This window comes from Cohnella sp. SGD-V74, assembly GCF_003001675.1.
In the GTDB taxonomy this organism is placed as follows: Bacteria; Bacillota; Bacilli; order Paenibacillales; family Paenibacillaceae; genus Cohnella.
In genome coordinates this window covers 190,910-209,146 of the sequence record NZ_PVYW01000013.1, presented here as the reverse complement: position 1 = coordinate 209,146, position 18,237 = coordinate 190,910, and the positions used below count along the sequence as shown (strand labels likewise).

20 protein-coding genes and 1 tRNA gene are annotated in these 18,237 nt (G+C 57.3%); 20 read left to right on the top strand and 1 reads right to left on the bottom strand.

Annotated features, from left to right (window positions below):
• Nucleotides 1–31: 31 nt before the first annotated feature.
• From B0G52_RS20360 to B0G52_RS20345, 4 genes are all read left to right on the top strand, one after another.
• Nucleotides 32–805, top strand: a complete 774-nt coding sequence (locus B0G52_RS20360; RefSeq protein ID WP_094047209.1) for a ParA family protein — start codon at nucleotides 32–34, stop codon at nucleotides 803–805.
• Nucleotides 786–1,637, top strand: coding sequence for a ParB/RepB/Spo0J family partition protein (locus tag B0G52_RS20355; protein WP_094047208.1), 852 nt, complete (start codon nucleotides 786–788; stop codon nucleotides 1,635–1,637). The genes B0G52_RS20360 and B0G52_RS20355 overlap by 20 nt, the downstream gene beginning before the upstream one ends.
• Before the next feature lie 95 nt (nucleotides 1,638–1,732).
• Nucleotides 1,733–2,908: an aminotransferase class V-fold PLP-dependent enzyme gene (locus B0G52_RS20350; protein WP_094047207.1), complete on the top strand. Its 1,176-nt coding sequence runs from the start codon at nucleotides 1,733–1,735 to the stop codon at nucleotides 2,906–2,908.
• A gap of 31 nt (nucleotides 2,909–2,939) precedes the next feature.
• Nucleotides 2,940–3,431, top strand: a complete 492-nt coding sequence (locus tag B0G52_RS20345) for a DUF4446 family protein (RefSeq protein ID WP_094047206.1) — start codon at nucleotides 2,940–2,942, stop codon at nucleotides 3,429–3,431.
• On the opposite strand, the gene yyaC is transcribed toward B0G52_RS20345, so the two are convergent.
• Nucleotides 3,406–4,026 (bottom strand): spore protease YyaC, encoded by a 621-nt coding sequence (gene yyaC, locus B0G52_RS20340; RefSeq protein ID WP_094047205.1) that lies wholly within the window; start codon nucleotides 4,024–4,026, stop codon nucleotides 3,406–3,408. The two genes, B0G52_RS20345 and yyaC, sit on opposite strands and share 26 nt — an antisense overlap.
• A gap of 82 nt (nucleotides 4,027–4,108) precedes the next feature.
• Here yyaC and B0G52_RS20335 point away from each other — a divergent pair, with 82 nt between their 5' ends.
• The 16 genes from B0G52_RS20335 (at nucleotide 4,109) to B0G52_RS20260 (ending at nucleotide 18,168) form a co-directional block, all read left to right on the top strand.
• Nucleotides 4,109–4,357 (top strand): putative Se/S carrier protein, encoded by a 249-nt coding sequence (locus tag B0G52_RS20335; RefSeq protein ID WP_094047204.1) that lies wholly within the window; start codon nucleotides 4,109–4,111, stop codon nucleotides 4,355–4,357.
• 17 nt (nucleotides 4,358–4,374) lie between these two features.
• Nucleotides 4,375–5,238, top strand: coding sequence for a mechanosensitive ion channel family protein (locus B0G52_RS20330; protein ID WP_094047203.1), 864 nt, complete (start codon nucleotides 4,375–4,377; stop codon nucleotides 5,236–5,238).
• A gap of 50 nt (nucleotides 5,239–5,288) precedes the next feature.
• On the top strand, nucleotides 5,289–5,510 hold the full coding sequence (locus B0G52_RS20325) for a DUF951 domain-containing protein (RefSeq protein WP_094047258.1): 222 nt from the start codon (nucleotides 5,289–5,291) through the stop codon (nucleotides 5,508–5,510).
• Between the two features lie 75 nt (nucleotides 5,511–5,585).
• Nucleotides 5,586–5,676, top strand: a tRNA-Ser gene (locus B0G52_RS20320).
• 362 nt (nucleotides 5,677–6,038) lie between these two features.
• Nucleotides 6,039–6,326, top strand: a complete 288-nt coding sequence (locus B0G52_RS20315) for a hypothetical protein (RefSeq protein ID WP_094047202.1) — start codon at nucleotides 6,039–6,041, stop codon at nucleotides 6,324–6,326.
• Between the two features lie 38 nt (nucleotides 6,327–6,364).
• On the top strand, nucleotides 6,365–6,649 hold the full coding sequence (locus B0G52_RS20310; protein ID WP_094047201.1) for a hypothetical protein: 285 nt from the start codon (nucleotides 6,365–6,367) through the stop codon (nucleotides 6,647–6,649).
• 179 nt (nucleotides 6,650–6,828) lie between these two features.
• On the top strand, nucleotides 6,829–7,521 hold the full coding sequence (biuH, locus tag B0G52_RS20305; protein ID WP_094047200.1) for a biuret amidohydrolase: 693 nt from the start codon (nucleotides 6,829–6,831) through the stop codon (nucleotides 7,519–7,521).
• A gap of 61 nt (nucleotides 7,522–7,582) precedes the next feature.
• Nucleotides 7,583–9,328, top strand: coding sequence for an allophanate hydrolase (gene atzF / locus B0G52_RS20300; RefSeq protein WP_198960692.1), 1,746 nt, complete (start codon nucleotides 7,583–7,585; stop codon nucleotides 9,326–9,328).
• 282 nt (nucleotides 9,329–9,610) lie between these two features.
• Complete coding sequence (locus tag B0G52_RS20295; protein WP_094047199.1) at nucleotides 9,611–11,140, top strand: ABC transporter ATP-binding protein; 1,530 nt, start codon at nucleotides 9,611–9,613, stop codon at nucleotides 11,138–11,140.
• Nucleotides 11,137–12,195, top strand: a complete 1,059-nt coding sequence (locus B0G52_RS20290) for an ABC transporter permease (protein ID WP_233162864.1) — start codon at nucleotides 11,137–11,139, stop codon at nucleotides 12,193–12,195. Before B0G52_RS20295 ends, B0G52_RS20290 begins: the two co-directional genes overlap by 4 nt.
• Entirely contained in the window at nucleotides 12,192–13,106 is a 915-nt protein-coding gene (locus B0G52_RS20285) for an ABC transporter permease (RefSeq protein ID WP_233162862.1), read from the top strand. Before B0G52_RS20290 ends, B0G52_RS20285 begins: the two co-directional genes overlap by 4 nt.
• Before the next feature lie 73 nt (nucleotides 13,107–13,179).
• Nucleotides 13,180–14,352 (top strand): BMP family ABC transporter substrate-binding protein, encoded by a 1,173-nt coding sequence (locus tag B0G52_RS20280; protein ID WP_233162861.1) that lies wholly within the window; start codon nucleotides 13,180–13,182, stop codon nucleotides 14,350–14,352.
• A 26-nt stretch (nucleotides 14,353–14,378) separates the two neighbouring features.
• Nucleotides 14,379–15,386 (top strand): formamidase, encoded by a 1,008-nt coding sequence (locus B0G52_RS20275; protein ID WP_094047198.1) that lies wholly within the window; start codon nucleotides 14,379–14,381, stop codon nucleotides 15,384–15,386.
• Complete coding sequence (locus tag B0G52_RS20270; RefSeq protein ID WP_094047197.1) at nucleotides 15,383–15,808, top strand: cupin domain-containing protein; 426 nt, start codon at nucleotides 15,383–15,385, stop codon at nucleotides 15,806–15,808. The genes B0G52_RS20275 and B0G52_RS20270 overlap by 4 nt, the downstream gene beginning before the upstream one ends.
• Before the next feature lie 17 nt (nucleotides 15,809–15,825).
• Nucleotides 15,826–16,497, top strand: a complete 672-nt coding sequence (locus B0G52_RS20265) for a cysteine hydrolase family protein (protein WP_094047196.1) — start codon at nucleotides 15,826–15,828, stop codon at nucleotides 16,495–16,497.
• Between the two features lie 9 nt (nucleotides 16,498–16,506).
• Nucleotides 16,507–18,168, top strand: a complete 1,662-nt coding sequence (locus tag B0G52_RS20260; RefSeq protein WP_094047195.1) for a PucR family transcriptional regulator — start codon at nucleotides 16,507–16,509, stop codon at nucleotides 18,166–18,168.
• Nucleotides 18,169–18,237 lie beyond the last annotated feature (69 nt).

Genomic DNA, 18,237 nt, shown 5'->3' with positions numbered 1-18,237 from the left:
TGGACGGTCATTAATATCGAGGTGAAACAGGTTGTCTAAAATAATTGCGATTGCCAATCAGAAGGGCGGGGTTGGCAAGACGACGACTTCGGTGAATCTGGGCGCATGCCTGGCTTCTCTCGGAAAGAAAGTGTTGATCGTGGATATCGATCCGCAGGGCAATACGACCAGCGGCATCGGAATCAATAAGGCCGACGTGAGCTATTGCATCTACGATGTGCTGATTAACGAGGTGCATCCGAAGCAGGCTATCGCCGATACGGACATTCCCGATCTGAAGATCATACCGGCGACGATTCAGTTGGCCGGCGCGGAGATCGAGCTCGTTCCGACGATGTCACGGGAAATTCGTCTTAAGAAGGCGCTGGCCATGGTGAAAAGCGACTTCGATTATATTCTGATCGATTGTCCTCCGTCGCTGGGTATTCTGACGATCAATTCCTTGACCGCGGCGGACTCCGTATTGATTCCGATTCAATGCGAGTATTACGCCCTCGAGGGGTTAAGTCAGCTGCTCAACTCGATTCGTCTGGTGCAGAAACATCTGAATACGTCGCTTCAGATCGAGGGCGTCTTGCTGACGATGTTCGATGCGCGCACGAATCTCGGAATCCAAGTGATTGAAGAGGTCAAAAAGTACTTTCAACAGAAGGTCTACCAAACGGTTATTCCCCGGAATGTCAGACTGAGCGAAGCGCCGTCGCACGGACAATCGATCATTACTTACGATCCGAAGTCCAAAGGCGCGGAAGTGTATCTCGAGTTGGCAAAGGAAGTGATCTCCTATGAGCAAGCGGCTAGGTAAAGGGCTGGATGCGTTAATTACCTCTCTGTCGATCAAGGAAGACGATAAAATCGTTGAAATTCCGTTGTCCCAGCTTAGGGCCAATCCGTATCAGCCGCGCAAGACGTTCGAAGAAGACGCGATCAAGGATTTGGCGGAATCGATCCGCGAGCATGGAGTCATTCAGCCGATCGTCATCCGGCAGGCGCTGAAAGGCTATGAGATTATCGCGGGGGAGAGAAGATTCAGAGCCTCCCAACTGCTCGGCAACGCGACGATTCCGGCGGTCGTTCGTGCTTACAACGATCAACAGGTGATGGAGATCGCGCTGATCGAGAACGTTCAGCGAGAGGATTTGAACTCCATCGAGGTTGCGGTTGCGTACCAGGCGATCATGAATCAGTTTAATCTGACGCAAGAGGAATTGTCCTTGAAGGTGGGTAAATCCCGTTCCCATATCGCGAATTTCCTGCGGTTGCTCTCGCTGCCCGAAGAAATCAAAGATTATGTTTCACGTGGAACATTGTCCATGGGTCATGCAAGGGCGCTTGCGGGAATTAAAGACGAAAATCTGAAGCGCCAGTTGGCGAAGCAGACGGTTACGGCGGAATGGAGCGTGCGCGAACTGGAAGAGGCGGTTCAGAACGCCGACTCCAAGAAAGCGAACGTGAAGCCGAAAACAAAGGTTAAGAAGCGCGATCCTTATATTGAAGGAATCGAAGAGACGCTGCGCGAGAAGTTCCAGACGACCGTTCGAATCAAACCGAACAAAGACAAAGGTCGGATCGAGCTGTCGTACTTCGGCAAAAACGATTTGGAGCGCTTGCTGGAGTTGTTGAAGGCTCTGGCCTAATAGTTGGGAGACGAGAGTAGCATACCCAAGTTGTAATCTTCCTACGGAAGGATTAAACTAAGGTGTGCTATTGTTGTGTAAGGACGGTGAATGCGATGAATGATCCGAAATCGATTATCTACTTGGACAACGCGGCGACAAGCTGGCCCAAGCCTCCAGGAGTCGTCGAAGCGATCGAACGGAACGTGCGGGAGAACGCGGCGAATCCGGGCAGAGGAAGTCATGAGATGGCCGTTAAAGCGAGCAGGGTGTTGTTCGACGCGCGCAAGCGGCTGGCCAGATTGTTCGGGATCGGCAATCCGAACGACATCGCCTTTGCATTAAATACGACCCATGCGCTGAATTTGGCGATCCAGGGATTGCTTAAACCGGGCGATCACGTAATTGCTACGTCGCTCGAGCATAATTCGGTCAGACGTCCGATCGAGGCGATGAAGCGAAGGTTCGGCATCGAAGCGACCTTCATCGCGGCGGACGAGCAGGGCAACTTGAACGTGAAGGACGTGGAAGCGGCCATTACGCCGAGGACGAGGCTGATCGCCGCGTCGCACAGCTCGAACCTTCTCGGATCGATCGCTCCGATCGCAGATCTCGGAGAGCTGGCACGGAGGCGGGGCGCTAGGTTTCTCGTGGATGCCGCCCAGAGCGCCGGAGTGCTGTCTATCGACGTCGAGGCGATGGGGATCGATCTTCTGGCTTTCCCGGGACACAAGGGCTTGTTAGGCCCGCAAGGGACGGGAGGGCTGTACATTCATCCCGACCTCGATCTGGAACCGCTGATGCACGGCGGAACGGGGAGCAAGTCGGAAGCTCCGGAGCAGCCTACGGTACGTCCCGACCGCTATGAAGCCGGGACGCAGAATACGCCGGGAATCGCGGGACTCTCGGAGGGCGTGCAATTCGTACTGCGGGAAACGACGAAGGCCATTCACGATAAGGAAAGACAACTGACTTTTGAACTGATGGAGGGTCTGCTCGGGATTGAGGGAGTTCGCATTCTGGGGCCGCAAATCGGTGTCGAGAGGACTGCAATCGTATCCTTTACAATAGAAGGAATCGATCCGTCGGAGATGGCGTTCCTGCTCGATCGTCAGTTCGGCATCGCGGTCAGAGCGGGCTTTCACTGCACGCCGCTCGGTCACGAGACGGCAGGGACTTACGAGACGGGAGCCGTGCGCGCGAGTCCCGGATATTTTACGGACAAATCGGATATCGTATCCATGATTGACGCCGTCAGAGAAATCGTCGGCACAATGGGAAGAAGAAACTGAGGTTAACGCCATGTTGGGGGAATAAGCACGAATGGAAGGTTGGAACGATCAAGTCGCCGTCATTGTCGCCGGCGCCGCAGGAGCGCTGTTGTTGGTCTCATTCGTCTGGCTTGGCGTTTTGTCGAGCAAGCTGAGCAAACTCAAGAAGGCGCACAGCCGTTTAATAGGGGATACGGGCGTATCCAACATGGAAGAAGTGATGGGCGTCATTCATGGAAGAATGTCCGAATTGGAACGCAAGCAAAGCGATCAGGATCAGACGATGGGACAGCACGAAAGACGCCTCGCGTCGCTGAAGGGACGAATCGGCGTCCATCGGTTTAATGCATTCTCGGATTCGGGAAGCGATCTGAGCTTCTCGGTGGCCTTTATTAACGAAGCGCAGGACGGCGTCGTCATTACCGGAATTCACGGTCGCGAACAGACCTTCCTGTACGCCAAACCGATCGATAAGGGGCAATCCGCATATATGTTGACGCCGGAAGAGAAGACAGCGATCAGTCTGGCCATGCAGAAGGAATGACCGGATTGCCGCGGGTTTTCCGCACGGCGTTCAATAGGCTTTGCGCGATGATCTCCGACATCTTAACGACCAGATTTAATCTGGTGTTCTGGAGAACGAAGTATTCCATGAAACCTCCGACGTTCACGATCCCCGTCATATGGATGTCTCCGACGGGCGGCAATTCCTTGTTCACTCCGGCTCCGGGTCTGACCGGACCCGAGCCGATCTGAATGCATCCGACGCTGGCAACTTGTCCAAGACAGGCGTCTACGGCGATGACGAACGGCTGACGCGAGTTTCTCATAATTTTCAATAGCGTCTCGCCAAGGTTCATCGCATGAACCGGTTCATCAAGCGTTCCGTACAGATCGAACAAGGGACTGTATTCGCGAGCGAGCGCGGTGCCGACGAGAGGCCCCAGAGAGTCTCCCGTAGAGCGATCGGTTCCGACGCAGACGATCACGATCCGGCGATCGGGAGACAGATCGTCCAAGTAATACTCGAGCTGGTGGGACAACCTTTGCAATACGGTTGGATCGTTAAAAGGAATCTTTAAAGAGAGCGCCGCCGATTCCGGTGCGGGGCTCGAGCGTTTCTCCCAAGCGCCGTTCATTCGTCTGATTCGCCTCCTACCCTAGTATGTTACTAGTATATGGACGAACAGACGCATTTATACTTGGACGCAGGAGGTTTGCATGATGAACTCTCTCTTGATCGCATTCGACTCCACGCAGCAAGCGTTGCGGGCCGAGATGCTGCTCGAATACGCGGATATAGAAATCGATATTTGTCCCACGCCCAAGGAGATTACGGCAGGCTGCGCGTTATCCATTGCTTTTCCCGCCTCCGATCTGACGGAAGTGAAGCGGATCATCGCTTCGGAAAACGTAGAGATACGAGGATTGTTCGAGAGGACGACGGACGGGTACGAACAGATTCATTGAGAGAAGGAGATAGAACGATGAATCCTTTCTTCGCAACGGGGCAGACAATGGCCCAAGAGAATCTATGGCAGCAGTTTGTTCGGGAAATGAACGACTTTGTGCAGAATACGGAAATGTGGAAAGACGTATCAATGATCTTGCTGCGCGTCGTATTGATCTATGTGGTCAGCCGCCTTGCTCTCATTGTTCTCAATCGTATTATCGACCAAGCGACGAGCGAGAAGAAATCCAGGAGGCTGAAGCTTCGAACGAGGCGCGTACAGACGCTGGGGCGTTTGCTGAAGAACACGGCCTCTTATCTCATCAACTTTATAACGATTCTTCTCATATTGGGAGAATTCCATATTCAGATCGCTCCTTTGCTTGCCGGCGCGGGAGTTATCGGTCTGGCGATCGGATTCGGCGCCCAGAGCTTGGTCAAAGATATCATTACCGGCTTTTTCATTATTTTCGAGGATCAATTTGCAGTCGGGGATGAAATTCAGACAGGTTCGTATAAGGGGACGGTCGAACTGATCGGATTGCGCGCGACGCGCATTCGCAGCTGGACAGGCGAGGTTCACATTATTCCGAACGGCTCGATTAACCAGGTGACGAATTTCTCCGTCAATCCGCAGCTTGCCGTCGTCGACATTACCGTCTCTTCCGATTATACGATCGAGGAGATGATGACTATGATGAGACAGGTTCTGAACCAGATCAACGATACGAACTTGACCTTGTCTCCAGAGGTGTTGGGCATACAAACGCTCGCTCCGAGTCAGATGACGATTCGGATTACGGCCAAATGCAGGCCAAACACCGCCGGAGAGGTTATGCTCCTGATCAACACTGAAGTAAAGAAGGCGCTCGAATCGAAACAGGCGGCAGTCATCGATTGATCGCGACGGCCGGAATGGCCGGGAGCAAGGAAATCGGGGAGGGAACCGGAATGGAAAGAAAAAGCTTCGAGCTCGGCGACGTCGTCATGATGAAGAAGCCGCATCCCTGCGGCGCCAACGAGATGGAGATCATTCGGATGGGCATGGACATTCGGATCAAGTGCGTGAAATGCAAGCATAGCATTCTGCTGCCCCGAGCGAAGTTCGAGAAGAGCTTGAAGAAGGTGCTGCGTTCCGCTGCAGGAGATCCTTCGGAAGAGACGGAGACGTAGATTGCAGATCTTGTCTGCTGGATACACAATCCAGTTGCATGGCGGGACAAAATATGATATGCTTTTTCTTGCTGCGGAGAGGTACCCAAGTGGTCCAAGGGGGTTGACTCGAAATCATCTAGGCGTCGCAAGGCGTGCGTGGGTTCGAATCCCACCCTCTCCGCCATAATCAAAAAATCAGTCGATTCCTGAGAAGGAATCGATTTTTTATTATGGTGAGTGGGATTCGAACGGGCCGTTAAGCGGACATGCCAAAAGGCATGTTCGTAGGCCCCGGCGTGATAGTCGCGGTTTGTTGTGGCGTACGAATAGTACGGGCACAACAGCGACGGAGCGAATCCCACCCTCTCCGCCATAGCCTTCTGTGCGAATGATCGCATGGAAGGCTTTTTTTAGTGCTGCTGCGTAGGCGAGCACACTCCGTTTTCTCTAATCGTATCTCTCCATAAACCATCGAATGCCCCGTTGTACAAGTTGTCGCACGCCAAGCGTCTCTCTCATCTACTACAGTAAAAGGAGGTGAGGGGAATGGCGTTCTCGCTATTTATCAGCTTCAATCAAGACCCAGGAGTCGGACAAGGCTATTATTCGGCGGTTGAACCTCTAGGAACGAGTGGTCTTATTCGGACAATCAATTTTTCAGGAGAGCTGATTCGATTGGTCGTCACTCGCTATGCTGGATTGCCGCCGGTCGAAGTGGATGTTTCTGCGGCCAGCGAGTACAGCTTTGCTGTAGGCAACATTCAGACAATCGGAATTTTGAATCTTGGAGGAGGCATAGCAAGCGGATTTTTGGAAATCTCATTTCCCGGCTAACAGGCAGAAAATATTTCAGTGAAGGGAGGGAATTAGCGATGGCACTCGTAACGGGCGCTTCCTACAACCAAGATCCGGGAGTCGGACGAGGCTACTTTTCATCGTTCGAACCGCTAGGAACAAATGGAACGGTTCAGATCAACAACAGTAATGTCCCTGTTCGTCTCGTGATTACACGATACGGAGGTTTGCCGCCGTTTGAGGTAGACATTCCCGGCAATTCCACTTTTGCGGTAAGCATAAATCACATCCAAACGATTGGCGTTTTGAACATTGGCGGCCTAATTGCATCCGGATCGGTTAACTTATTCATTCCGGAGTAAGCCTCCGGAAGCGGCATGCGGCACAGCGACGAACGATGGCATGTCCTTTATGTTCCGAACACAAAAATATTCGAAATGCATTGGCGGTGTCACACAATGACTCCGTCTTTTTCGTGTTATATAATATAACAAATATCAAAAATTGACTGCCATATATCTAACATAAGGGAGTGGAGATCATGTTCATCGAAGCCAATCCTTACGCTTACCCCTACAACGGGGAACTCAGACCGGACAATACCGCGCTTCTGATTATCGATATGCAGATCGACTTCTGCGGCCCTGGCGGCTACGTTGACCGAATGGGGTACGATCTGTCCCTTACGCGGCGCGCAATCGACCCGATTCGCAGCCTGCTGGAGGTTGCCCGCGCGATTCCGGGATTTACGATCATCCATACGAGGGAAGGGCATCGTCCCGATCTGTCCGATCTGCCGGCCAACAAAAGGTGGCGCAGCAAGCAGATCGGCGCGGAGATCGGATCGGCCGGTCCGGCGGGGCGAATTCTGGTACGCGGGGAACCGGGCTGGCAGATTATCGAAGAGCTCGCCCCGATGGAAGGGGAAGTCATTATCGACAAGCCCGGCAAAGGCAGCTTCTACGCGACCGATCTGGATCTGGTCCTGCGGACGAGAGGGATACAGAATTTGATCCTGACCGGCATTACGACCGACGTGTGCGTTCATACGACGATGCGCGAAGCGAACGACCGGGGATACGAGTGTTTGATTTTGGAGGACTGCACCGGTGCGACCGATCCGGACAACCACTTGGCGGCTTTGAAGATGGTGACGATGCAGGGAGGCGTTTTCGGCAGCGTATCCGATTCGACCCGAACGATTGAAGCTTTGGGTAAACTCGTCGGAAAATGAGACCGGGAAGCCGCATAGACGGCGCGATACCCGGCGTCAAGGAATGGCGGAGGGATGAGAGATGAAACAAACGATAGAAACGCTGTCGATAGAGAGCTTAAGAGTGGCCTATCGGGAGAAAAGAACGACGCCGGAGGAGGTCGTGCGGGAGATCATACGTCTTGCCGAGCGCGACAGCGAAATGAACGTATGGATTACCCCGCCGAGAATGGAGCGGATTCAGCCCTATTTGGACGCATTGGCCGCGATGAATCCAGAACAGGCTCCGCTCTGGGGCATCCCATTCGCAATCAAGGACAACATCGATCTTGCGGGCGTTCCAACGACGGCGGGATGCCCCGACTACCAGTACGTTCCCCGCGAGCATGCGGTCGTGGTGGGCAGGTTGATTCGCGCAGGAGCGATACCCGTAGGCAAAACAAACCTCGACCAGTTCGCCACGGGGCTTGTCGGCGTAAGAAGTCCTTACGGGGAAACCCGTAACGCGATCAGAGAGGAACTGATCAGCGGGGGATCGAGCTCAGGTTCGGCCGTCGCTGTCGCAAGGGGCCATGCGGCCATCTCGTTGGGAACCGACACGGCGGGTTCGGGGCGGGTGCCGGCGGCGCTCAACGGTCTGGTCGGATATAAGCCCAGCCTTGGCGCATGGCCGACCAAAGGCGTCGTGCCGGCTTGTGCAAGCCTGGATTGCGTCTCGGTATTCGCGAACAGCCTGGAAGACGCACTGGAGGTCGACCGCGTTCTCAGAGGCCTGGAACCGACCGATCCGTGGTCCAGAGACTTGTCTCCGCTCGCGCCGGGGCTTCCGGCCAAGCTGGCGCTTCCCGCTGGCGAGCTAAGCTTTTTCGGCCCTTATGCAGACGAATACCGAAGGGCTTGGAAGCGTGCGGTAGAGAAGCTGGAGAGTCTGGGATTGCCGATCGAATACGTGGACACGGGATTGTTCCAGGAGGCGGCGGATTTACTGTATGGAGGACCTTTCGTAGAAGAGAGATGGGCCAGTCTCGGAGGCTTCATCGAGGCGCATCCGGACAGCGTGCTGCCGGTTACGGCGGGAATTCTCCGTCCGTCTGCGGAATCCCCTTACGACGGAGCTTCCGTGTTCAAGGCGATGCACGCCCTGCAAGCGATCAAGCTGGAGTCGAATCGGTTATTGAGCAACGCGGTGCTCGTCATGCCGACATCCGGAGGCACATGGACAAGGGAACAGGTTCGCAACGATCCCGTCCGGACGAATACGCAGATGGGGCTGTACACCAATCACTGCAATCTTCTGGATCTGTGCGGAGCGGCCATTCCATTCGGTGAAGCCGCGGAAGGCGTTCCGTTCGGAATCACGTTGTTCGCTCTATCCTCGCGCGAGAGCTTGGCGATCGGCGCCGCCATGGCTGCGACAAGCGATTCGGCGCTTCCGGAGAAGGCGGCTGCGGCCAATCACACTTTCGTTGCCGTATGCGGGCTGCATATGAGAGGATATCCGCTGGAAAAGCAAATGCTGCAGTTGGGAGCCAAGTTCGTACGGGAGGCGAGGACCGCTCCCAAATACGCGCTTTATCGACTGCCGACCGTTCCTCCTAAGCCAGGGATGGTTAAGCGGGAGGGACAAGGGAGAGCGATCGAATTGGAAGTATGGGAAATGCCCCTTGCGTCCTTCGGCTCGTTTGTCTCCGACATTCCGGGACCGCTCGGCATCGGCAAAGTCGAGCTTGAAGACGGGACAGAGGTGCCTGGCTTCGTGTGCGAGGGATATGCCGCGGCGGGAGCGGAAGACATTACGTCCTTCGGCGGTTGGCGCGCATTAGAGTAGATTAGGATTCAAGGATCGTGCAGGCTTCCTGTTAGCGGGGTCTTCCTCAATGAGGGGGAGCTCATCTGGCGGGAAGCCTTTTTCGCAGGCCCAATCGCAATTAAATTGTAAATTTAATGTTATGTATATGTTATATTTATGATCAACGAACAATAAATTACCTATATTTTTATTCTTAAAGTATAAAGAATGTAACACGTAATTGCGTTATAATCAGAAACATAAATCAAATCCACCTATAAACGTCATATAAACTAACATTAAATTAAGGAGGAAGATGAGATGTCTGTCGACCACGATACGTTTCCTTATCTCCTCAAGACCGAAGGATTGACCAAGCGATTCGGCTCGCTGGTTGCCAACAGGGACATCGACCTGATCGTTCGAGCGGGGGAAGTTCACGCGATACTGGGCGAGAACGGCGCGGGCAAGAGCACGCTGATGAAGATGCTCTACGGCGTATACGAGCCGGACGAAGGCGCGGTATGGATGGACGGAGAGCGGGTCGAGCTCCATCCCCCTACGAAAGCCAGGGCGAGAGGCATCGGAATGGTGTTCCAGGACTTCAGGGTCGTTCCCGCTTTGACGGTGCTGGACAACATCGCGCTGGCGGTCGAGACGGGGTGGCGGTTCAATCGCAAGAAGCTGCGCGAGCGGATCGTCGACATCTCCGCCAAGTACGGATTGCAGGTCGAGCCGGACGCGCAGGTGTGGCAGCTCGACCTCGGGCAGCGGCAGCGTCTGGAGATCGTGAAGGTGCTGCTCGCCCCCGGTACGCGAATTATCATTTTCGACGAGCCGACCAGCGTTCTCGTCCCTCAAGAGGTTGAAGCGTTCCTGAATATGCTCGATCTGCTTCGCCAGGACGGCTACGGCATTCTGCTGATTACGCACAAGATCAACGAGGTGCTGGCCGTTGCAGACCGGGTGAGCGTGCTCAGAAGCGGACAGATGACCTATTCGGCGGCAAAAGAAGACGGCTTGGACGGAGAAACGCTTATCTCCGCGATGATGGGAGACAAGACGCTAAAGCCGGTCGTGAAGCCTGCGAGCCTGTCGGCGGACGAGGAGGAAGCTCTGCGCATCGAGGACGGCCTCATTCACGGAGATCACGGGGAACCCGTGCTGACGGATGTCCGGCTGTCTCTGCCGAAGGGACGCATCGTCGGCGTCGCAGGCATCTCCGGAAGCGGCCAACGGGAGCTGGCGGAAGTGCTGTTCGGATTAAGGAAGCTGGCTTCGGGCAAAGTCTCGATCGGCGGAACGGAGATGAAGGGCGGGCCGAGGGCGTTCATGGATGCGGGAGTCAGCTTCGTCTCCGAAGACCCGATCAAGGAGTCGGTTATCCCGGGCTTCAGTATTTTGGAGCATATGGTGCTGGACGGCATGTCGATGAGAGCGAAGGGACCGGGAATCGACTGGAAAACCATCAAGGAGCAGCTGGAAGGCAGCGAGGAAGCCAAGTTGCTCTCTCTGGCGGAAGGAAGCCGAAGGGCGGATACGCTCTCGGGAGGCAACGTGCAGCGAATGGTGCTGTCGCGGGCGCTTATCCGCAGTCCGGACATTCTGATCATCAGTTATCCGAGCCGAGGGCTCGACATCGGAACGACGCGCACGATTCAGCAGCAGCTGATCGGGCTGGCGGAGCAGGGGACGGCGATTCTGCTGTTCTCCGAGGATCTGGACGAACTGTTCAAGCTGTCCGACGAGTTGGTCGTGCTTAGCGGCAAGCAACTGCTCGGCCCTTACAAGACCGCAGATACGGATGCGACGCAGATTGGCTATCGCATGCTGAGAGGAGAATCCGCGTGAAGACACAAACCGGAACGATCGCGTTGTCCGCGGGGAGATGGCCTTCCTTCGCGCGGTGGAAGAAGCGGGGCGTTCAGACGATGATTTTTGTCGCTCCGTTCGTTGTGTACGGCATTTTCCTGCTCTGTTACGGAGTGAATCCGGTCGACCTGTACGTCTCGATGGTCAAGTCGGCGTTCGGCGATCTATACGGCTTCGGGGAAGTGCTGCTGAAGGCGACTCCGTTCGTGCTGACCGGACTTGCCGCGGCGCTTCCGGCCAAGGCCGGATTGGTAAACGTCGGAGGGGAAGGCCAGCTCGCCATCGGGGCGTTGTTCGCCACCTGGTTTGCCGTATTCTATTTGAACGCCATGCCCGCCTTGCTCGGCATTCCGCTGATGCTGATCGCCGGGGCGCTCGGGGGAGCGGTGTGGGCCGGACTGGTCGCCGTTCTGAAGGTGAAAGGGCGGCTGAACGAGACGATTACGAGCGTACTGCTGAATTACGTCGCCACGTTCACCGTAGGGTTCTTCGTTCACGGCATGCTGAAGGACCCCGATTCGTTCAACTGGCCGTTCTCGCCGGAAATCTCCTCGTCGCTGAGACTTCCGATCGTCAACGGAACGAGGCTGCACATCGGATTCGTCGTCGCTCTCGTGCTGGCGGCTCTCGTCTGGTTCGTGCTGGCGAAGACGAGGCTCGGCTTCCGCATCCGCGTGCTCGGCAGCAATCGGCTGGCAGCGGAGAGGGCCGGATTCAACATCAACAAAATGTACTTCTGGGTACTGATCTCCGCCGGCATGCTGGCGGGCATCGCGGGCATGATCGAGATTGCCGGCATCGAAGGCCGCTTGCGCGCCTCGACCGGGGCCAACTTCGGTTATCTCGGATTCCTCGCCGCGATGATGGCGTGGAATCATCCGCTCAGACTGATCGTTACGGCGTTCCTGCTCGGTATGATCAGCGTCGCCGGCAACACGCTGGAGATCGGCTCGGGGCTTCCGTCCTCTTCCGTTAACATTCTGATGGCGCTCGTCTTGTTCTTCATTCTCGGCGGCAGGAGGTGGAGCCGATGATTCTGGCGGACATTCTCACCGGAGCGATCCGTTCCGGAACGTCGGTTATGCTGGCCAGCCAAGGGGAGCTGGTGTCCGAGAGAGCCGGGGTCATCAACCTCGGAACGGAAGGTTCGATGCTCGGAGGCGCGCTGGGCGGGTTCGCGGTCACGGTATGGACCGGCAATCCGTGGCTGGGCGCGCTGGCGGGAGGCCTGTGCGGACTCCTGATCGCTTCGATCCACGCCTTCCTCGTCCTAAGCTGCGGGGCCAATCAGCTGGCCACCGGTCTTACGATCATGTTCTTCGGCATGGGAGTGACGGCGTTCTTCGGACGGGGGTTCGTCAGCGAGCAGATCGTCGGATTCAATCCGGTGGCTCTTCCGCTGCTGTCGGACATTCCGTTCCTTGGACCGATTCTGTTCAATCACGATCCGCTGACCTATCTGTCGATCCTGCTCGTTCCGCTGCTCTGGTACGTCATTTTCCGGACCCGGATCGGCATTATGCTCCGAACGGCGGGGGAGCGGGAAGAAGTGCTGTTCGCCAGCGGGATCAACCCGAAGCTGGTTCGCTACTTGGCGGTGCTGGCGGGCGGATTCCTGGCAGGCATCGGCGGAGCGCAGCTCTCCATCGCCTATACGCATGCCTGGGTGGAAAACATGACCGCTGGTAGAGGCGTCGTCGCCGTAGCGCTCGTCATATTCGCCTCGTGGAAGCCGGCCAGGGCGATGCTGGGAGCTTATCTGTTCGGGGCGGCGCAGGCGCTTCAGCTTACGGTGCAGCAGCAAGGCTACGCCATTTCTCCATTCTTCCTGTTCATGGTGCCTTATCTGCTCACGCTGTTGGCGCTGCTGATCGTGGAACGCAGGAAATCGAGCCGAACGCCGGAGGCGCTGGGCAAGGTGTTCGCCGGAGAGGGCAGCGGGTAGAGCCGCATTCATCCATCCAGGGCAGTACGAGCAAGCCAAACATAGAGATCAACTCAAAGTGGAGGGAAACCGTATGAAGATGAAAAGAAGAGCAAGCAGTGTCCTGTTGGGAGCGTTGGCGCTCATTATGCTGATTACCGGCTGCAGCCAGCCGGGAAGCAATTCCTCGAGCAGCCCGTCGGGCGGCTCCTCGGAGACGCCCTCGGCAAGCGCGGATGCGTCGATGGGAACGGGAGGCAGCGCGGTAGGGTTTATCTTCGTCGGCACGAAGGACGATTACGGCTACAATCAGGCGGCTTACTTGGGCAGCGTGGCCGTGGAAGAGGCTTATCCGGATCTGAAGGTGCTGCGCGCCGAGAACGTGCCGGAGACGGCGGAGGCGGAGCGGGTCATGGAGCAGATGATCAAGGACGGCGCGAAAATCATTTTCCCGACCTCCTACGGACATCTGGAACCCGCGCTTAACGTGGCCAAGCGCCACCCGGACGTGGTCTTTTTCCACCAAGGGGGTCTGAAGACGTCCACCAATGTCGGCACGTACTTCGGCACGATCTGGGAGCCGGTCTATCTGGCGGGCGTAGCGGCGGGCAAAATGTCCAAAACCGGCAAGCTCGGCTACATCGTCTCCGTCCCGATTCCGCAGGTGCTGCTTAACGTCAACGCGTTCACGCTCGGCGCTCGCTCCGTCAATCCGGACGCCACGACGTCCGTCGTCTTCACGGGAAGCTGGTGCGATCCCGGTCAACAAGCGAATGCGGCGAACTCGCTCATCGATGGCGGCGTAGACGTGCTCAGCCTTCATCAGGACTGCATGAAGACGGTGATCGAGACGGCGGAACGGCGCGGCGTTATGACGGTAGGCTACCACGCGGACGCTTCTTCTCTGGCTCCGAACGGCTGGATTACCGGCTCTCTGTGGAATTGGCCCGAGCTGTTCGTCGAGATGGTGAAGACGGCGCAGGACGGTCAGTTCAAAGGCAGCAAGTTCGACGGCAAATACCGCGGCACGCTTGCCGACAACGTCGTGCAATTGGGATCGTTCGGCGCGAACGTACCGGCCGACGTCGTGCAATACGTGGAAGATCAGAAGAAGGCGCTGCTGGATGGAACGCTGCTTCCGTTCGCAGGACCGGTCAAGGATCAGTCGGGCGGAGTTCGCATCGCGGAAGGCGAGACGCCGACGGTCGAACAGCTCGAAGGCTCCGATTATCTGGTCGAAGGCGTCATCGGCAGCATTCCGAAGTAACGGTTCTATAGAGAGGAGACGGGCAAATGAGCGGATTGGGCGGATTAAACAAAAGTCCGGACGGCGTCGTCATCGGACTGGTGCAGATGCAGCTGCCCGTCGTGGATACCCCCGAGCAGCTTCGGGAGCAAGTCGGCCGCATCGTCGGCCTAACGGCCAAGGCGCGCAATGGGCTGCGGGGGATGGATCTGGTCGTCTTTCCCGAATATTCGCTTCATGGCTTGTCGATGAATACCGATCCGGCGCTCATGTGCCGGATCGACGGGCCGGAGGTCGAGGCGTTCAAGAAGGCTTGCCGGGATAACCGGATCTGGGGCTGCTTCTCGATCATGGAGGCGAATCCGGACGGCTATCCGTACAATACCGGGCTGATCATCGACGATCAAGGCGAAATTCGGCTGAACTATCGCAAGCTGCACCCTTGGGTTCCCGTCGAGCCGTGGGAGCCGGGCAATCTCGGCATTCCGGTATGCGACGGCCCGAATGGAAGCAGGCTGGCGCTTATTATTTGCCATGACGGGATGTTCCCGGAGATGGCGAGGGAATGCGCGTATCTCGGCGCGGACATCATGATCCGCACGGCAGGATACACCGCTCCGATCCGCCACGCATGGCAGGTGACGAACCAGGCCAATGCGTTCTGCAATCTGATGTATACCGTGTCGGTGTGCATGTGCGGAAGCGACGGCACGTTCGATTCGATGGGAGAGGCGATGATCGTCGGCTTCGACGGCGTTCCGCTCGTCGTCGGGGGCGGGCGTCCGGACGAGATCGTCGCCGGAGAGGTTCGTCCGTCGCTCGTGCGCGAAGCGCGCCGCCTCTGGGGCGTGGAGAACAATATCTATCAGTTCGGCCATCGCGGCTACGTGGCGGTGGACGGAGGAGCGGGAGATTGCCCATACACGTATATGGAGGATCTCGTGAACGGACGCTACCGGCTGCCTTGGGAGGACGAGGTCGTCGTTAAGGACGGGAAGTCCGAAGGCTTTCCGAAGCCGACACGCAGCTACGCGGGGAAGGCGGCGGACCGATGACGGAGAAGCGGACGACGGTGAGAACGGCGGACGGCATGGAATGGGGGCTGATGCCCGATCACGTCGAGCTCTATCACCGGGAGATCGTATCGGCCGCGGAGGCCGATGCCCTGGGCGTAAGAGCAAGCTCAGTGCTGTGGGAGAAGATCGGCGTCGGAGGCGCCGTTCTCCCACATTACCATAACGTGGCGGAAATCATTCATATTACGGTAGGCAAAGTTCGTCTGCTCTGCAACGGGGAGTGGAAATCTTACAAGGCGGGGGATACGTTCCACGTGCCGGCCGGAGTCGTTCATTCGGTGGCGAACGACGATACGGCTCCGACGGAGCAGATCAGCATTTTCCTTCCGGTCGAGGATGAGGTTCCCGGTAATCGGTTTTTTGAGACGACGAAGGTGCCGATTCCGTTGGAGCGGCAGTAGAAGGGAGGGATCGCGCGGTGAAAAAGGTGGAGAGGGCGCTGCCGTACGCATACGAGTTCGACCCCGGCCGCACGGCGCTGGTCGTGATCGACATGCAGAACGATTTCTGTTCCCCGGGCGGGTTCGGGGAGATGCTCGGCAACGACATTTCGCCGACTCGCGCGATTATCCCGGCCATTCAGGAATTGCTTCGCGCGGCGAGAGAGGCGAGCCTGATGATCGTGCATACGCGGGAAGGGCATCTGCCGGACCTGTCCGATTGTCCCCCGTCGAAGCTGGAGCGCAGCCGCACGCAGGGCGCGGGCATCGGCGATGAAGGCCCGATGGGGCGGCTGCTCGTTCGGGGAGAGCCGGGCCATGCGATCGTTCCCGAGCTGGCGCCTCTGGAGGGCGAGACGGTTATCGACAAGCCCGGGAAAGGGGCGTTCTATCGGACGGAGCTGGAGAGCCTGCTGGCGGGCAAAGGAATCGAATGGCTGATCGTATGCGGGGTGACGACCCATGTGTGCGTGCATACGACGGTGCGGGAGGCGAACGATCGAGGCTATCGCTGTCTTGTGCCGGAGGACGCGACGGCCGCGTTCGATCCGGCCGATCAGGAGGCGGCGATCCGCATGATCCGTCAGCAGGGCGGCATCTTCGGATGGACGGCGTTATCGGGCGAGATCGTCGAAGCGCTGACGCAATAAGAGGAACGCATGCTTGCGCAAGAGCGGGAGGAGGAGACGGCGGTGAATGGAACGATGACGGAGGAAGGATTTACGGTCGGAGCGCTGTTCGATCTTCCCCAGCTGAAGGAAGCCGTTCTTCTCGGCGGGGGAACGGGACTGGATCGGCCGATCAGCCGGATCAACGTGATGGAGGTGCCCGACGTCGTCGATTGGGTTCGGCCGGGAGAACTGTTGATGACGACGGGGTATCCGTTCAAGCACGATCCGGAGATTCTGGTGACGCTGATCGCTCAGTTGGCGAGCAAGGGCGTCGTCGCGCTGGGCGTGAAGACGAAGCGGTTTTTCGACGAGGTGCCGAAGTCGGCCGTCGAAGCGGCGAACCGGCACGGCTTGCCGCTGATCGAGCTGCCGCCGAGCACGACGTTCTCCGACGTCGTCCGCGAAGTGATGGAGCGGGTGCTCGTCTCGGAATCCAAGGATCTGACCGTGCTGCAAGGCCGCGTTCAACGCCTGTCCCACGTGCTGCTGCACGGGGACGGGCTTCATGCGTATTTGAACCATCTGCAGACGATGATTCGCAATCCGGTCGTTCTGCTTGATCCGCATAACCGGATTGCGGCGTCGTCGGACGCGGAGCCGCTGTGCGAGCGGATCGGGGAGGAAGAGTGGACCAAGTTCCGCACCGAGCAGACGATGGAGACGAGCGTGATTCAGATCGGAGAGCGCAGCGTGCGCGTACACGTCGCGGCCGTGCCGGACGGACAAGTCCGCCCGTACTTGATGTTGATTCTGGAATACGCCGCCGATTACGGGCCGGTGGACACGCTGACGATCAACTGGGCGGGCCGTCTGCTCGGCTTCGAGATCAGTAACCTGCTGGCGCGAAAAAACATCGAGGCGAAGTATTTCGACCAGTTCCTGCAGGACTGGCTGGCGGGCCGAATCGTCTCGACGGACGACTTGCGTCTGCGCGCCGAAGCGTGCGGCTGGCCGCTGGCGGAAGAGGATCGTTATGTCGCGGGCGTCGTGTCGTTCCATGATCGTAAATCGAACGTCAGAGGGCTGCAAGAGCTGGCAAAGCGATTGAACTGGGAGAGCGATTCGCGCAAGTCCGGGGCCAAATGGACGGTTCTCGAAGGGGAGCTGGTCGTCCTGTTCACGATGCGGTCGGACACGAACGGAGCGCCGCCGCTGGCTAAGGATAGCGATCCGGAGCAGGTGTGGAGTTACTTGCGGCCGCTGCTTCAGGAGAAATCCGCTTCCCTGTGCGTGGGCAAGGAAGTCGGCAAGCAGAGCGAAGTGTCGGCAAGCTACCGCGACGCGAAACGCGCCGCCGAAATCAGAAGGGTGTGCGGCTTGCAGGAGGAGACGGTTCGCTACGGGGAACTGGGCGTATATCTGCTGCTCTACCGGCTGCTCGGCACGGAAGAGTTGGAGGAGTATCAGAGGCTGTACCTGCATCCGCTGCTGGAGCTGGATCGCAAGCAGCAGGGCTCGCTGTTGAACACATTGCGCAATTACTTCGAATGCAACTGCAACGCCAAAGAGACGGCGGAGAGAATGTTCGTTCACTACAACACGATCAATTACCGGCTGGAGCGGATCAAGAGCGAGCTGGGACTTCGGCTGGACGATCCGGAGACGAAGCTGCTGCTTCATCTGGCGATCAAGTCCGGCGATATTGCGTAAATAACGAAGAACCCCGTGAGGGGTTCTTCGGGCGACGTTTAGTGAGTTGCTCGAGTTTCGTAACCTACG

Coding starts and splice junctions, on each gene's coding strand:
- B0G52_RS20355 (WP_094047208.1), top strand. CDS start 786: ATGAGCAAGCGGCTAGGTAAAGGGCTGGATGCGTTAATTACCTCTCTG.
- B0G52_RS20350 (WP_094047207.1), top strand. CDS start 1,733: ATGAATGATCCGAAATCGATTATCTACTTGGACAACGCGGCGACAAGC.
- B0G52_RS20345 (WP_094047206.1), top strand. CDS start 2,940: ATGGAAGGTTGGAACGATCAAGTCGCCGTCATTGTCGCCGGCGCCGCA.
- yyaC (WP_094047205.1), bottom strand. CDS start 4,026: ATGAACGGCGCTTGGGAGAAACGCTCGAGCCCCGCACCGGAATCGGCG.
- B0G52_RS20335 (WP_094047204.1), top strand. CDS start 4,109: ATGATGAACTCTCTCTTGATCGCATTCGACTCCACGCAGCAAGCGTTG.
- B0G52_RS20330 (WP_094047203.1), top strand. CDS start 4,375: ATGAATCCTTTCTTCGCAACGGGGCAGACAATGGCCCAAGAGAATCTA.
- B0G52_RS20325 (WP_094047258.1), top strand. CDS start 5,289: ATGGAAAGAAAAAGCTTCGAGCTCGGCGACGTCGTCATGATGAAGAAG.
- B0G52_RS20315 (WP_094047202.1), top strand. CDS start 6,039: ATGGCGTTCTCGCTATTTATCAGCTTCAATCAAGACCCAGGAGTCGGA.
- B0G52_RS20310 (WP_094047201.1), top strand. CDS start 6,365: ATGGCACTCGTAACGGGCGCTTCCTACAACCAAGATCCGGGAGTCGGA.
- biuH (WP_094047200.1), top strand. CDS start 6,829: ATGTTCATCGAAGCCAATCCTTACGCTTACCCCTACAACGGGGAACTC.
- atzF (WP_198960692.1), top strand. CDS start 7,583: ATGAAACAAACGATAGAAACGCTGTCGATAGAGAGCTTAAGAGTGGCC.
- B0G52_RS20295 (WP_094047199.1), top strand. CDS start 9,611: ATGTCTGTCGACCACGATACGTTTCCTTATCTCCTCAAGACCGAAGGA.
- B0G52_RS20285 (WP_233162862.1), top strand. CDS start 12,192: ATGATTCTGGCGGACATTCTCACCGGAGCGATCCGTTCCGGAACGTCG.
- B0G52_RS20280 (WP_233162861.1), top strand. CDS start 13,180: ATGAAGATGAAAAGAAGAGCAAGCAGTGTCCTGTTGGGAGCGTTGGCG.
- B0G52_RS20275 (WP_094047198.1), top strand. CDS start 14,379: ATGAGCGGATTGGGCGGATTAAACAAAAGTCCGGACGGCGTCGTCATC.
- B0G52_RS20270 (WP_094047197.1), top strand. CDS start 15,383: ATGACGGAGAAGCGGACGACGGTGAGAACGGCGGACGGCATGGAATGG.
- B0G52_RS20260 (WP_094047195.1), top strand. CDS start 16,507: ATGCTTGCGCAAGAGCGGGAGGAGGAGACGGCGGTGAATGGAACGATG.